The sequence below is a fragment of the Vibrio sp. 1751 genome (genome assembly GCF_033339895.1).
Lineage (GTDB): Bacteria > Pseudomonadota > Gammaproteobacteria > Enterobacterales > Vibrionaceae > Vibrio > Vibrio alginolyticus.
Map to the genome: position 1 here is coordinate 1 of NZ_JAWOVM010000057.1, position 14,197 is coordinate 14,197.

At 47.1% G+C, this 14,197-nt stretch carries 11 protein-coding genes and 1 pseudogene; 6 read left to right on the forward strand and 6 right to left on the reverse strand.

Features of this window, described 5'->3' with window-relative positions; all coding sequences use genetic code 11:
• A pseudogene (locus R7041_RS16270) lies at positions 1 to 961 on the forward strand (glycogen debranching enzyme); the annotation flags it as partial.
• A gap of 78 nt (positions 962 to 1,039) precedes the next feature.
• On the opposite strand, the gene R7041_RS16275 reads toward R7041_RS16270, so the two are convergent.
• Together R7041_RS16275 and R7041_RS16280 are read right to left on the reverse strand one after the other, a co-directional pair.
• The gene (locus tag R7041_RS16275) at positions 1,040 to 2,410 is read right to left on the reverse strand and encodes an L-serine ammonia-lyase (protein WP_005383410.1); all 1,371 of its coding nucleotides are present in this window, start codon (positions 2,408 to 2,410) and stop codon (positions 1,040 to 1,042) included.
• Positions 2,411 to 2,421: 11 nt separating this feature from the next.
• On the reverse strand, positions 2,422 to 3,963 hold the full coding sequence (locus tag R7041_RS16280; RefSeq protein WP_064369577.1) for a sodium:solute symporter: 1,542 nt from the start codon (positions 3,961 to 3,963) through the stop codon (positions 2,422 to 2,424).
• 339 nt (positions 3,964 to 4,302) lie between these two features.
• Here R7041_RS16280 and R7041_RS16285 point away from each other — a divergent pair, with 339 nt between their 5' ends.
• The 3 genes from R7041_RS16285 (at position 4,303) to R7041_RS16295 (ending at position 7,978) form a co-directional block, all read left to right on the forward strand.
• Positions 4,303 to 5,598, forward strand: a complete 1,296-nt coding sequence (locus R7041_RS16285) for an MFS transporter (protein ID WP_038890470.1) — start codon at positions 4,303 to 4,305, stop codon at positions 5,596 to 5,598.
• Positions 5,599 to 5,698: 100 nt separating this feature from the next.
• Entirely contained in the window at positions 5,699 to 6,715 is a 1,017-nt protein-coding gene (locus tag R7041_RS16290; protein ID WP_005374772.1) for a nuclear transport factor 2 family protein, read from the forward strand.
• 177 nt (positions 6,716 to 6,892) lie between these two features.
• Positions 6,893 to 7,978: a porin gene (locus R7041_RS16295; protein WP_017634480.1), complete on the forward strand. Its 1,086-nt coding sequence runs from the start codon at positions 6,893 to 6,895 to the stop codon at positions 7,976 to 7,978.
• A 69-nt stretch (positions 7,979 to 8,047) separates the two neighbouring features.
• Here R7041_RS16295 and R7041_RS16300 read toward each other — a convergent pair whose 3' ends face one another.
• From R7041_RS16300 to hisD, 4 genes are read right to left on the reverse strand one after another with little or no spacing between them, the layout of a single operon-like run.
• Positions 8,048 to 8,761: an alpha/beta fold hydrolase gene (locus tag R7041_RS16300; RefSeq protein ID WP_025768657.1), complete on the reverse strand. Its 714-nt coding sequence runs from the start codon at positions 8,759 to 8,761 to the stop codon at positions 8,048 to 8,050.
• A gap of 1 nt (position 8,762) precedes the next feature.
• Positions 8,763 to 9,767: a cupin gene (locus R7041_RS16305; protein ID WP_025768658.1), complete on the reverse strand. Its 1,005-nt coding sequence runs from the start codon at positions 9,765 to 9,767 to the stop codon at positions 8,763 to 8,765.
• A 47-nt stretch (positions 9,768 to 9,814) separates the two neighbouring features.
• Positions 9,815 to 10,549, reverse strand: coding sequence for an SDR family NAD(P)-dependent oxidoreductase (locus R7041_RS16310; RefSeq protein ID WP_025768659.1), 735 nt, complete (start codon positions 10,547 to 10,549; stop codon positions 9,815 to 9,817).
• 1 nt (position 10,550) lies between these two features.
• Positions 10,551 to 11,843, reverse strand: coding sequence for a histidinol dehydrogenase (gene hisD / locus R7041_RS16315; RefSeq protein ID WP_005374756.1), 1,293 nt, complete (start codon positions 11,841 to 11,843; stop codon positions 10,551 to 10,553).
• Positions 11,844 to 12,132: 289 nt separating this feature from the next.
• On the opposite strand from hisD, the gene R7041_RS16320 reads away from it, so the two are divergent.
• Both R7041_RS16320 and R7041_RS16325 read left to right on the forward strand, forming a co-directional pair.
• On the forward strand, positions 12,133 to 12,882 hold the full coding sequence (locus tag R7041_RS16320; RefSeq protein ID WP_025768660.1) for an HpcH/HpaI aldolase family protein: 750 nt from the start codon (positions 12,133 to 12,135) through the stop codon (positions 12,880 to 12,882).
• Positions 12,883 to 13,032: 150 nt separating this feature from the next.
• Positions 13,033 to 13,989 carry a LacI family DNA-binding transcriptional regulator gene (locus tag R7041_RS16325; protein WP_025768661.1) on the forward strand — a complete coding sequence of 319 codons (957 nt, stop codon included), beginning with the start codon at positions 13,033 to 13,035 and terminating at the stop codon, positions 13,987 to 13,989.
• Positions 13,990 to 14,197 lie beyond the last annotated feature (208 nt).

Sequence of the window (14,197 nt, forward strand, 5' to 3'; positions counted from 1 at the left end):
AACCAAATTGATTGCCGAACCTTGGGATATTGGTCCAAATGGCTACCAAGTGGGTAACTTTCCATTTGGTTGGAACGAATGTAATGACAAACTGCGTGATATTTCCCGCAGTTTTTGGCGCGGTGATCAAGGCTATTTAAAAGAGTTTGCCACTCGATTAATGGGCTCTCGTGACATTTATAGTGCAGCGAACTGGCCATACAAACTCACCGTAAATTACATCACGTATCACGATGGCTTCACACTGCAAGATTTAGTGTCTTACAAGCACAAACATAACGAAGCCAATGGCGAAGAAAATCGCGACGGTCACGGTGACAATCGTTCAGAAAACTACGGTGTTGAAGGCGAGACGGAAAATCTGATGATTATCGCCACGCGTGAAAAGCAAAAACGCAACCTTATTGCTAGCTTGCTGTTTGCCTTCGGTATCCCACACATTCTCACTGCTGATGTTCTGTCTCACACCCAAGGCGGTAACAATAATGCCTATTGCCAAGATAACGAAACCAGTTGGCTGAACTGGGAAGAGACAGAACGTAAGCAACATTTCAAAGCATGGATGTCACAAATGGTCGCCAACCGAAATCAATACATGTTGCCATTTATCCGAGCTTTCAGTGGCGAGAATCGCAATAACAACCGTATTTTCTGGCGCCGTACAGACGGTCGCTTAATGGAGCACGATGATTGGAACCGTTTAAGCTCTGTCGCACTTCACCTTGGTATCGGTAAAGAAGGGCAAGAGCTGGTCTACCTCATCAACCAAACTAACGCCACAGCTCGCTTTAAGCTCCCCAATGAGCGAAAGCAAGAATGGGTGACGATCTGTGATACAAACGTACGTAATCTCAACCCAGGACATGCTGAAGGCGAAGTCTTGCTGTCACCCACCTCGATGGTGATTTTGCACTATCAACCAAACCAAAGCACACCAAAAGGTGAGCAAACGCATAGCTAAGTTATAAACGCTCCAAAAAAGGAAAGCCGATGCATCTCAGTGCTTCGGCTTTTTTGTTGGTTAGATGTGCCTAACTCATTATTCGCAAGGCGGCGCTAGGTGAATCAAAGCTAACCCACCCAGTGACGTCTCGCGGTATTTCTTGTTCATGTCCTTGCCCGTTTGGTACATGGTTTCAATCACCTTATCCAACGAGATCAAACATTTACTATTACGCTTTAATGCCATGCGAGAAGCATTGATCGCTTTCATTGCACCCATCGCATTACGCTCAATACACGGAACTTGCACTAAGCCCCCAATTGGGTCACAAGTCATGCCTAGTGAGTGCTCCATGGCAATCTCAGCCGCAATACAAATTTGCTCATTGCTGCCACCACGCAGCGCGGTCAAGCCAGCTGCCGCCATGGAAGAAGACACGCCAACTTCGCCCTGACAACCCACTTCGGCACCCGAGATAGACGCATTAGTTTTGTACAAAATGCCAATCGCACCGGATACAGCAAGGAAGTCTTTAAGCTGTTTAGTATCGAGCTCTTTGATGAAGCGATGGTAGTACATCAATACCGCTGGAATCACACCCGCCGCACCATTGGTTGGCGACGTTACGACTTGTCCACCAGCCGCGTTTTCTTCACTCACAGCAAAAGCAAACAGGTTAATCCAATCCATGATTTCCATTGGATCGTTTTCAATTGCTGCATTTGCTTCAAGCTTCTTCAGCAAGTTAGGCGCACGGCGGGTCACGTTCAAGCCGCCGTCCAAGATACCTTCTGTCTCGAAACCACGCTCCATGCAACGCGTCATCACACGCCAGATCTGTTCTGCGCGTTGATTAATGGCTTCCATATCCTGAAATGCTTGTTCGTTTTTCAGAATCATGCCGCCGAGGCTCATGCCATTCTTCTCAGCCTGTGCCAACATTTCGTCTGCACTGGAGAATGGGAACTCTACTTCTACGGGTGCAGTCGCACTGCCATTTTGCAGTTCATCCGCCGTTGCGATGAAACCACCACCGATAGAGTAGTAAGTTTCAAACCCAACCTGATTGCCGTGCGCATCTAACGCAGTAATCGTCATTCCATTCTCATGCAGAGGAAGGTTCTCTTCATGGAACAACATGTCCGTTTTGTAGTTGAATTCGATTTCATGACGGCCATCGACAGACATCATGCCCTCTTCAATCGCCTTGCGCATCGCTTTATTCGCAGAAGCGATTTTGATGGTATCTGGTTTGTTACCCAACAGACCCAAAATGGTTGCACGGTCAGTATGGTGACCAATCCCCGTTAACGAGAGTGAGCCGTATAAATCGACCTGAATACGAACCACTTTTGCCAAGTTCGATTCAATCAAACGAGTGAAGTGGTAACCCGCGATCATTGGACCATTGGTGTGAGAGCTAGAAGGGCCCACACCAATCTTGTAAATATCAAAGATGGACAGCATAAACTTACCTATTACGACAATGCAGCATAAAGCCAATCAGGGAGAACCATACAAGCAGCGATGGTCGCCACAGCGAACACCAACAATCCGTAATGGCTTGCGGTTGGCTTTGCAAAAAGATGTTTTTGATTATTGATAAAGATTTGTTGCTCGGCAGTCACCGCGCCCCAACGACGACTCACTAACACACCAAACAAAAGGAAGACGAACGTACCAATTGGCGCGAACCACGGCCAAGCCACGTCGAGATACATCGCAGTAAATACCGCAATCACACTCATGATACTGCCAACGATCACGCCTTTCTCATTGGCTTTCGCCCAGAATAAACCAAGCACGAATGAACCCAATCGGATACCAACGAAGATAGAAGTCAGGCTAGCGATGGTTTTGAGTACCGATTCATTCGATACCGCGAGAAGAGCTGGCACTACCACCATGGCCGCAGCGAGCAAACTCATCTTTCTCGCGACTTTTTCGTAGTGCTCATCATCGGCACTTTTGCGAACGAAACGCTTGTAGATATCGAACGTTGCGACGGTCGCCATTGAGTTGTAGGTCGAATCCAGCGTCGACATTGCGGCGGCCGCCAATGCGGAAATGATCAAACCAACGACGATTGGGTTAGTGTGGTTGAAGACGAAATCCAAAATCACTTCATTGCTGTTTTCAAACGATTGATCTTGATAGAAAACACTTAGAAGAACACCGAGTACCGCGAAGAACAAGTACACGAAAAACGCACCGTAACCACACAACAGCATCGATTTCTGCGCGGTCTTTTCACATCTCGTCGCTAACGTGCGTTGGATGATCAATTGGTTGGTGCCGTACACACTCAAATGCAAAAAGCTCACAGCAACCACGCCAGCCCATAGTGTGGTATCTACACCCAAATCAAAGTCTAAGTTGATGATATTCAGGTGATCACGAGAAAGGTAATCTGCCGCATTAATCTCTGTCATTAGAATGGCAAAGATAGCGATGCTGCCCGCAACCAATACTGCAGATTGCAACATATCGGTCCAGATAACCGTGGAAATCCCGCCCGCATAGGTATAGCAAGCGGTGAAAATACTAATGTAGATAATGGCTTCAGAAATACTGATAGGCAGAACTTGCACTAAGATCAGCGCCACGGCATACAAAATCACACCCGCAGAGATACATTGAACCACAATGAACACAATCGAGTTGATGGTTCTTGCGTACACCCCAAAGCGGTGCTCAAGGTATTCATAAATCGAAGTCAGACCCAGCTTATAAAAGACAGGCACAAAGAAAATAACAGTGAAAAAGATAACGATGGGATAGTTAAGGTGAATACTCATCGCTTCCATGCCAGAGCTATAAACCCAACCAGGCATCCCTACAAACGTCATCGCACTAATGTAAGTCGCAAGTATCGAAACACCTGCCGTAAACCAGCCAAATTGCTTTCCACCCGTAGAAAAGTCGTCACCATTGCTGTAGCGCTTATTCACTAAATAGCTGATTAATATGGTGATTAACACGTATAACGCAATCACCACAAAACTTGAGTACGTAACCATTTCAGGGTTTCCATAATTCTGGGTGCTAATTATTTGTGCTTGGATATTACTTTAAAAAAGCATATCTAAACGATAATCCCACCATAAATGTGACTACAATCACCAATATAGACGATTATATATTCAAAAATGCCAAAAAGACCGATTTAATGAGACTCCCATCACTAAAAACCACTAATTGGGTACGCATTCATTTTAAAATTGATATTGATCACGGATCTAATGACCTTAAAAAAACTATGATTCACCACGACACGAAATCGAAGATGATCCCAATAAGATCGTGTTCTTTAAGTTTGAATAGCAACAAATCCTAAGTGAAATAGAGGTTTATCGGTCATGAATGCCAAAAGACACATGAGCGAAGTTCCTATGATTCAAAGGGTAGCTGCCTATCTAGCGATACTGGTTGGTTACTTTTTCTATTGTTATAACTTTGTAATTATTGACTACGTACGCCCATACATCGTTGAAGCGTATGATGGTATTAGCCTGTCAGACACTGCCCAGTTCTATACATGGCAGTCGGTTGGTGCGCTTATCGGTGCATTGAGCTGTGCTTGGTTCGCAACAAAATTTGGTAAGAAATCCACTCTTATTACCATCACAGCCCTAAACGGTGGCGCAACGATCATCAATATGATGTTCACCGACTACACAACATGGGCAGCAATGCGTTTCATCATTGGTTTGTCACTGGGTGGTTACTTCACCGTGGCAGTAAGCTTGATGATCGGCCTATTTACGCCAACGGTACGTGGTAAGTTGACGGCATTCGCGTCTTCTATGTTCTCTGTAGCACTGATGGTAATGGGTGCGTATGCAGCATTTATTGCAAGCATTGATGCACCATGGGAAAGCCTAATGCTTGTTGGTGGTATCCCACCATTGGCAGCCGCTGTGGTCATGATCTTTGTGCTACCTAGCGACAGCAAAGTGATCGCTTACGGTGAAGAAGAACAAGCAAAAGCGGAAGAATCAGACGCACCAGCGAAAACAGGCTCTTGGGGCGAAATGCTAAGCAAGCCTTACCGTAAGATCACACTAACGTGTCTATTGCTGGCTGGCCTTAACTTCTACGGTTTCCAGTTCTTTGGTGGCTTCGTAACCACTTACCTACGTGATGTACGTATGTTCGACGGTGCAACCATCGGTCTCATCTTCTCTATCTCAGCGTTTGGCTCACTTTTTGGTGCGTGGTTCTGGGGTTGGGCGGCTGACAAATTCGGTCGTAAGGTGAACGCATTTGGCTTCATCCTCGCGGGCATCATGGTTTCAATCTTCTTTGTTGCACCTGGCGACATGGTGATTGGCGGCCTAAACATGCTGGCTCTACTCGGCCTGATTTACAACTTCGGTCTGTCTTCTTCAGCGGTATGGGGTGGTTACTTCTCAGAACTGTTCCCAGCACACCTACGTAGCTACGGCGCAGCGCTATTCCACGGCGGTCGTATCCTCGGTATGTGGGCACCAATGGTACTTATCTTCATCCAAGAACGTACCGACCTACAAACCGCAATGTGGGGTTCACCAATCGTATGGATCCTTGCTGGTCTTCTATGGCTATCACTGCCAGAGACACTAAAAGGTGGCGTGTTCGATAAGAGCAAAAAAGCCGAAGCAGCAAAAGCGTAACTAAATTTCAAGAACTCCGGCTGGCTCCCCGGCCGGATGAAAAACTTAATTTCGAGTCCTGTTCCCAAAGCCGACTCGACAGCAAATAAGAGAGTTTATTATGTCTAAATATCAAGAAGCGAAACGCGTTGTACGTGAATACTTCAGCGCAATGGAAAACGCAACTCACGAGAACGTGGCAGAAGTACTAAAAGCACACACTTCAGAAGATTACCTATGGCGTGGTGTTTACCCATTCCGTGAGCAACAAGGCGCTCAAGCAGCGGCTGACGTTTTCTGGGCTCCTTTGATGAAATCAATGACTCGCATGCAGCGTCGTCAAGACATCTTCATCGGTGGTGAGAACGAAGTAACATCAGGTGAAATCTGGGTAATGAGCATGGGTCACTTCATGGGTCTATTCGACGCTGAATACCTAGGCATGCGCCCAACTGGCAAAATCATGAACATCCGTTACGCAGAATTTAACTGTGTTGAAAACGGCAAGATCACTAAGACTGGCCTATTCCTAGACCTTCTAGGTGCAATGGACCAAGCGGGTTGTTACCCACTACCACCATCAACAGGTAAGCACTTCGTATACCCTGGTCCTCGTAACCACGACGGTCTACTGTTCGAAGACGCAGCACCAGAAGAAGGCGTAGCAACACTAGCACTAGTGAACAAGATGGTTGATGACCTATCTGCACTAAACGACAGCGGTGCTATGGGTTGCCCACCAGAAGTTCTTGAGAAGAGCTGGTCTAAAGACATGATCTGGTACGGTCCATGTGGTATCGGTGCGTCTTACACAATCCCTCGTTACCAACAGCAGCACCAATTGCCGTTCCGTAACAACCTGAAAGACAAGAAGTTTAACGGCCACGTATGTCGTTTCGCAGAAGGTAACTTCTCTTGTTTCTTCGGCTGGCCAAACCTATCTAACACGCCAATCGGTGGTTTCCTAGGTATGACAGGTGGTGAAGTACGCGCAGACATGCAAGTGGTTGACGTTTACTACCGTGACGGCGACAAGCTATCTGAGAACTGGGTACTGATCGACCTACCTTACTGGCTAAAACAGCAAGGTCTAGACGTGTTCGAGCGTACTCAACAGATCCTAAACCCTTCTCTATAAGAAGTCCTAGGGGCGGACTGTCAACCCGCCTTTATGTTGCCTGAATCCCCTCTCGGTTCAGGCGACATGCTCCCAACTCGTGCCTCAAGGATGGGGCACAACCTCAAGATAGAACCCTTATTCAAAACGGGCATGAACGCACGGTGGCTTTCTGCGCCCTGAATAATGAGATTGATGATGAAAAAGTCGACCCTTTCTGCAGTGATTTTAGCAGCGCTTACTTCTAGCTCAGCCTTTGCTGCACACACTTTTGTTAATGACGCTGGCGACAGCCTAACCATCGATGGCCGTTTCGATCTTCGCTACCAAGACCGTGGCGGTGATGACAACGGCGAATGGAACAGCGGCAGCTCACGTTTCGGTTTGAAAGGCCAAATGGGTCTGGATAACGGCTGGACTGGTTTCGGTCACGCGGAATGGGGCTACAACTCTGGCGCGAACGGCGACAACATTTACGACCGCTTGCTATACGCAGGTGTTGATCACGAAAAATACGGCAAGATTGCTGCGGGTACTAAGCAGTGGTCTACCTTCTACGACGTAGCATGGTACACCGATTTAGGTCGTGTATTCGGTACTCGTGGCTCAGGTGTTTACAACCTAGCTGACTGGGGTATCGCATCCGGTGCTGGTCGTGCAGAAAACTCAATTACGTACCGTAATTCAATTAATGAAAAAGTGAGCTACGGCTTTACTTACCAAACCACGCGTGAAGATGTTGCTCTAGCAAGCAATGCGACAGCCTCATTGAAAAACGGCATGGGTGCGTCTATCACTTACAAACCGGTTGATGGCGTAACACTTGGTGCGGCTTACCATCAAAATGAAGTTGCTGATTTAGACGCAAGCGTGGTTGGCGTAGAAAACGGCGACAACATGCGCATCATGCTATTGGGCGCAAACTACAGCAACGGTGGCTTCTACGCAGGTGCGACTTTCCACGTTGGCGAAAACTGGGAAGCAGTGAGCCAAGGCGGTACGGACGTAATGTTCGATACCCTAGGTGGCGAAATCTACACTTACTACCACTTCGATAACGGCCTACGCCCAACGTTGAACTACAACTACATGGAAGATCGCGGTGACGAGACACAAGGCTACGAGCGTAACTTGCTGATTCCTGGTCTTGAATACCACTTCCAGAAGAACAAATTCCTAGTTTGGACTGAATACCAGTTCGACCTAGGTAAAGATCAGTACGATGGCAGCAAATTCGAAAACCGTGATGATCAATTCGCGGCAGGTATTCGCTACTACTTCTGATAATACTCATCGCTCACCACCTATACCCAAGTAACCTTAAGGTGGTGAGTGATGAAGTTCTTATCAACACTAAGCAAAGTTATCTTGAAGCCAAGTAGTCATCACTTCACTAATAATTAAAGGCTGCTCAAGCGTAGATAGATGCCCACACTCAGGGATAACATGAAGCGTGACGTTTGGGATGCATCGCTCCATGAGCAGATGATTGTCTAGCGGACAAAGCTTATCTTCTTTACCTGTTATCACCAACGTAGGAGCTTGAATGTCCGCCAATAAAGGTCGAGCATCCGGGCGAGTTGCTAACGCTTTAGCATGTGCTTCAAATGCCTCCAAACCTACATTGACCGCCATGCCTTCTATACGCTCAGTTAACGCTTTGTCTTGCAAACGGCTTGGATGAATCAGCACAGGCATTAGAGTATCAGGCGTAATGCTTTCAAATTCACCACTTAGCGCTCGACTAACCAGTGCGTCGCGCTTTTGTGTCACCTCTGGCTTTTCATCCGCCGCGTTGGTGTCCATTAGCACCAAACCTCTGACTCTATCTGGCGCTTGGCGGTACACCTCAAAGGCAAGAATCCCACCCATTGATAGGCCACCCAAGACAAACTCCTGCGGTGCGTCTTGCAACACTTTCTGCGCCAGCTGTTCCATTGACGGCAATGAGGCCAGCGTCGGGCATGAAGGCTCAACCCAACTTGGCAACGCTCGGTTGACTTCCTCAAACAATGTGCCATCACAAAGTAGTCCGGGTAGCCAAACTAACGAGGTGGGTTGCGTCATTTTATTCTCCTGCCAGCGGCTTTGGTTGATCAGACCCAAGAATGCAATACGTCAAACTATTACCACGCAAGTTCGTCAGTGAATAAGACGCACCTTCTGGAACATTCAGCACATCACCGCGCGTTAAAACAACATTAGCTTGTTCGCCTTGATGCGTGAGGACCACCTCTGTATCGCCATCAAAGTTGATAAGTACTTGTTTTTCTTCTCGGCAGTGTTGAGGAATCGAGCCACCTTCAGAAAGCTCATAAGCCATGATGCTCACTTCATCTTCACTCTTTACTTGGAAGTCATAACTCGCCAAAGGATGACCCGTTAAGGCGTATTGTTTCACGTTGCTTCCGCCGAAATCGCCTTTGATTTCACGATAATCTTTTTGCAGAGCGACAAATGGCATCATCTCTTCTGCGGTGTAGGTATCGAAGGTCGCGAGCTCTTCTTCGGTAAGCAGCGGCATCAATTCTGATTCTTGTGGCACCGGGTCGCCATTAATGGTGTCCACGAGTGTGCCATCGGCTTTGAGGTATAAACCATAACCTTGACTGTCTTTAATAACGTTTGGATGCCAAATAACGCCGCCACCTGAATCGTCGCCGCCAAGTACCGAGAACATAAAGCCGTAATCGCGGCCAACCACTTCAAATCCACGGAAGAGATTGGTTGGAATCGAGATGACGTCACCGTGAGACAACACCGCCTCATGCTCTCCATCGTTCCCCCAATAAAAACGGAACTGACCTTTGAACACCAAGAAAAGCTCGGCGGTACGATGAGAGTGCAACGAATTTTTGATGCCCGGCGGTTGGCCTGCGGCACCAATGTTAAAGCCCGCCGTATCGCGAATATGAACATGCTGACGACTGCTTTCTGCCACCCCAGCACCGATAATGCAGAAGTTATCTTTCAGATCACTGCCTGGCGTGCGCGCATCAATAAACGCACTCGTACCCGGAATCAGTTCCATGTAGCGGACCAGATTATTATTCATTTTAGATTGTAGAGTCATTGTAAATCCTTGTTGTCCTTGTTTGGACCTAGCCTTTGAATTGTTAGTTACAGACCTAAAGGTCGCCCACCATCAACCGCGATGGTATTGCCTGTCGAGAAGGTCAGAAGATCTGCCGCGGCGTACACGGCTTGAGCGACTTCTTCATCATTGGCTAAACGCTTAAGCGGTGTGGATTGTTCTTGTTGATTACGCCATGCGTCATCCAAGCCTTTGACAAACTCAGTGTCGACAAGCCCTGGAGCAACAGCCAGAACTCGAACCTCGGGAGACAGAGCGCGAGCTAAAGAACGGGTCATGTTCTCCGCGGCAGATTTACTTGCACAGTAAGCAATGTTGCTCCCCATCGCAGTCTGTGCCGCGATAGAAGTAATGTTCACCACACAACCATTGGCTTGCTTAAGCCAAGGCTCAAACGCTCGAACCATGGCAAAAGGCGCACGGACGTTCACTTGGAAAATTTGGTCAAACAGCTGGTCATCTAAACTTTGCAAATCAGAGTGCGCGACGAATTTCGTCATCCCCGCACAGTTGACCAACAAATCCAGCTTGTCGCTTATTTCACTGACTTGATGTTTAAGCTGTTCAATCGCACTAGAATCTGCCACGTTCAATTTGAATGCTAGATGCTCGTTACGTGGCAGCGAGGAAAGCACATCCTCGGCCGCTTTCTGATTACTGTTGTAAGTCAAAATTACGCGATATCCCGATTCAGCTAGCTTGCGACAAATGGCGGCACCCAGTCCGCCACTGCCGCCTGTGACTAAGGCAAGTTTCGACATATTACGCCTCTTCCACTTTGCCTTTGTAACGGCGCACACGAATATCCGCTTGCTCTTTGTGGCCAGCAAAACCTTCGAGTGCACACAAGCGAGAGCAGTACTCACCGACTTTTAGCGACGCAGCTTCCGTTACACGCTGGTAAGTACAGGTCTTGATAAATTTACCTACCCAAAGACCACCGGTGTATCGCGCCGCTTTCTTCGTTGGCAGTGTATGGTTGGTACCAATACATTTATCGCCGTAAGAAACGTTGGTTTCACGACCTAGGAACAAGGCACCGTAGTTGGTCATGTTATCTAGGAAGTATTTAGGATCTTCCGTCATCACTTGCACGTGTTCAGAAGCGATATCGTCTGCCACTTCCACCATTTCTTCGTAGCTATCACACACAATCACTTGTCCGTAATCTGCCCACGCTTTACCCGCAACTTCAGCCGTTGGGAGAATGGTTAACTGACGTTCGATCTCTTTGATGGTTTCTTGCGCAAATGTTTCGCTATTGGTCAACAATACAGCGGGAGAGTTGTAACCATGCTCAGCCTGACCAAGCAAGTCTGCCGCTGCCAATTCCGGGTCACAGCCTTTCTCATCGGCAATGACTAGGGTTTCCGTTGGGCCTGCAAACAAATCGATACCGACGCGACCAAACAACTGACGTTTTGCCTCTGCTACAAATGCGTTACCCGGCCCTACAATCATATCGACCGGTGCAATAGTCTCCGTCCCCAGAGCCATTGCACCTACCGCCTGAACACCACCGAAGCAATAGATTTCATCCGCACCCGCCATTGCCATCGCAGCGACAATCGCCACATTCGGCTGGCCATTAAACGGTGGCGCACAAGCAATAACACGTTTTACGCCCGCGACTTTCGCCGTCAGTACACTCATGTGAGCGGATGCAACCAATGGGTATTTACCGCCAGGGATGTAACAACCCACGCTGTTGACTGGAATATTTTTATGCCCCAGTACCACACCAGGCATGGTTTCTACTTCGACGTCTTTCATTGAGTCACGTTGAATTTGAGCAAAGTTTCGAACTTGTTGCTGAGCGAACTCGATATCATGACGAGTCGATTCATCAAGCGCATCCACACAGGCTTGGATTTGCTCTTCTGACAGGCGGAATTGCTCCGGCGACCAGTTATCAAACTTTTCAGACAACTCACGTACAGCGCTATCACCTTTCGATTCAATATCAGCAAGAATGTTTTCAACAATCTGACGCACTTTTGCGTCGTTTGATGCTGATGCTTCTTCAGTGATTCCGTTTTTTAAAATGCGTGCCATTGGGTTTCTCCTTGAACATTGAGGCTGACGAACGGTTATTTTTATGCTTTTGGATACGAATGCAAAATCAGATTAAACACTTAATTAACATTTGACAAGTTAAGTCAACAAACCAAAAAAACCACCCTTAAGCCTTTGTATTGATTAATTTAAACAAATAAAAGTAAGTAATAAGGACCTTGATTGAGTTTAATTTTTAATCAAAAATGAGTTTTAGATCACATCATTTTTACTCATCATTTACATTTCACCGTGTTAGTTTTTGCATACCTTTGCAAAGGAGAGAATTATGAGCAATTTTAAGCAACGTCTGACTAAAGAAACGCTATTAGGTACATTTGTTAAAACCCCTCATCCTCACATTATCGAGGTATTGGCACTGGCAGAGTTGCCTTTTGTGGTACTGGATGCAGAGCACGCACCTTTCGATCGTTCCTCGCTTGATCTGTGCATCATGGCGGCCAGAGCGAATGACCTCGCGTGCGTGGTACGAGTACAAGACAGCGCTCCTTCAACCATTTTGAACGCGCTTGACTGTGGCGCGGCGGGTGTACAAATTCCCCATGTTTGTACTGCTGAGCAAGCGACGCAACTGGCGAAAATCTGCCATTACGGCGAAGGTGGCCGAGGGTATGCTGGTTCCAGTCGAGCAGCGCAATACGCCACTAAGCCCATGGTTGAACACTTAAAAGACAGCCGTGCGAATACGATTGTCATTGCACAAATTGAAGACCCTCAAGGGGTTGAAAATGTTGAAGCGATTGCCAATGTTGAAGGAATTGATGCGCTCTTCATTGGCCAAGTTGATCTCACTGTCGCTTATGGTGCTGATAGCGTTCATGATGAGAAAGTCGCACAAGCAAGTATGCGAGTAATCGAAGCGGCCAGAGCCGCCAATAAACCTGTTGGCATGTTTGTCTCGACGGCTCAACAAGCTCGGGAATGGCGTGAACTCGGCGTTAGCTTCTTTTGTGTTGGGTCTGAACACAAAATGATCATTGATGGCTTCAAGCAAGAGAGAAATGTGATGAATTCTTGAGTTTTCTCTGATATTTACGCCTTATCAATGTAATGCTCTAGACACAGAAATCCCCTAGCCCATACACTCAGCACGTATGAGAAGGTTCAATGGCCTTAAATAAGGAGTATCACCATTAAAGCGAAAGTAACTTCGATCGACGTCGCGAAGATGCTCGGCGTCTCTCAATCGACGGTATCTAGAGCATTCAGCCCGACTGCGAGTATTAGCGAGAAGAAACGCAAAATGGTGATGGATGCCGCAGCTAAGCTCGGATACACACCGAATGCCATCGCCCGAGGTCTGATTTCGAATCGTTCAGGCTTAGTGGCGATTGCGTTAGATAGCGAATCAAACCCAATGTACGACATGCAATCTCGTGCTTTGGCTGTCGAAATTCAAAAGCGAGGCGGACAAGTTGTGCTTTGCCCTATCGACAAGGACGACCTCGATCTCGCCATTTCACGCGCCATTGAATACCAAGTGGACGGACTCGTTATCGCCACCAGCCGTTTAACCTCACGCGCGTTTGCCCAATGCGAAAAGTTTGGCGTTCATTTAAGCTTGATTAACCGCTACGCCGAGGGTATTAATGCCAATAGCTCTGGTATTGATAACCGATTGGCGGGCCAACAAGCAGCCGAGTATTTAACGCAGAAAGGCGCAAAACAGTGTGCTTATATCAGTGGCGATGCTGGCTCCATGACCAGTGAAGAGCGTTGGCTGGGTTTCTCTTCAAAATTGCAAGAACTCGGCTCCCCGTCACCAACCTTTATCCAAGCCAAGTACAGCTTTGAAGCAGGCTTAGAAGCGGCGAAAGCGATCTTGTCGCACACTAGCAAACCCGATGCAATTTTTTGTGCAAACGACATCCTCGCCATGGGTGTGATGGATGGCTTGCGACAAGCCGGAGCAAAGATCCCCCAAGACTTCTCTGTGATGGGTGTAGATAACATTCCGATGTCTGCATGGCCGAGCTATGATTTGACCACCATTGCTCAACCAGTCGACAAAATTGTTAAACGAGCGGTTGAAGATTTGATGAATCGAATCAACGGCAACCTGGATGCAACTGGCGAATACCTTTTCGAGCAAGGCACCTTGATCGAACGTAGTAGCACCATTTAATAAATCCATTTTTATTCATTCTTCATAAACAAAATGCCTTGCTTTCGAGTAAGGCATTTTCTGTGATCACGATTAAATTTTCACCAATCGTTATTTAATTCCTCATCAATTTATCAATCTTGTTATTGACTTGTTACTTTAATGTTTTATTTTGGATTCGTATGCAAAATGGATATGAATTGCTCAACTAATTTATAAAAACATAAAA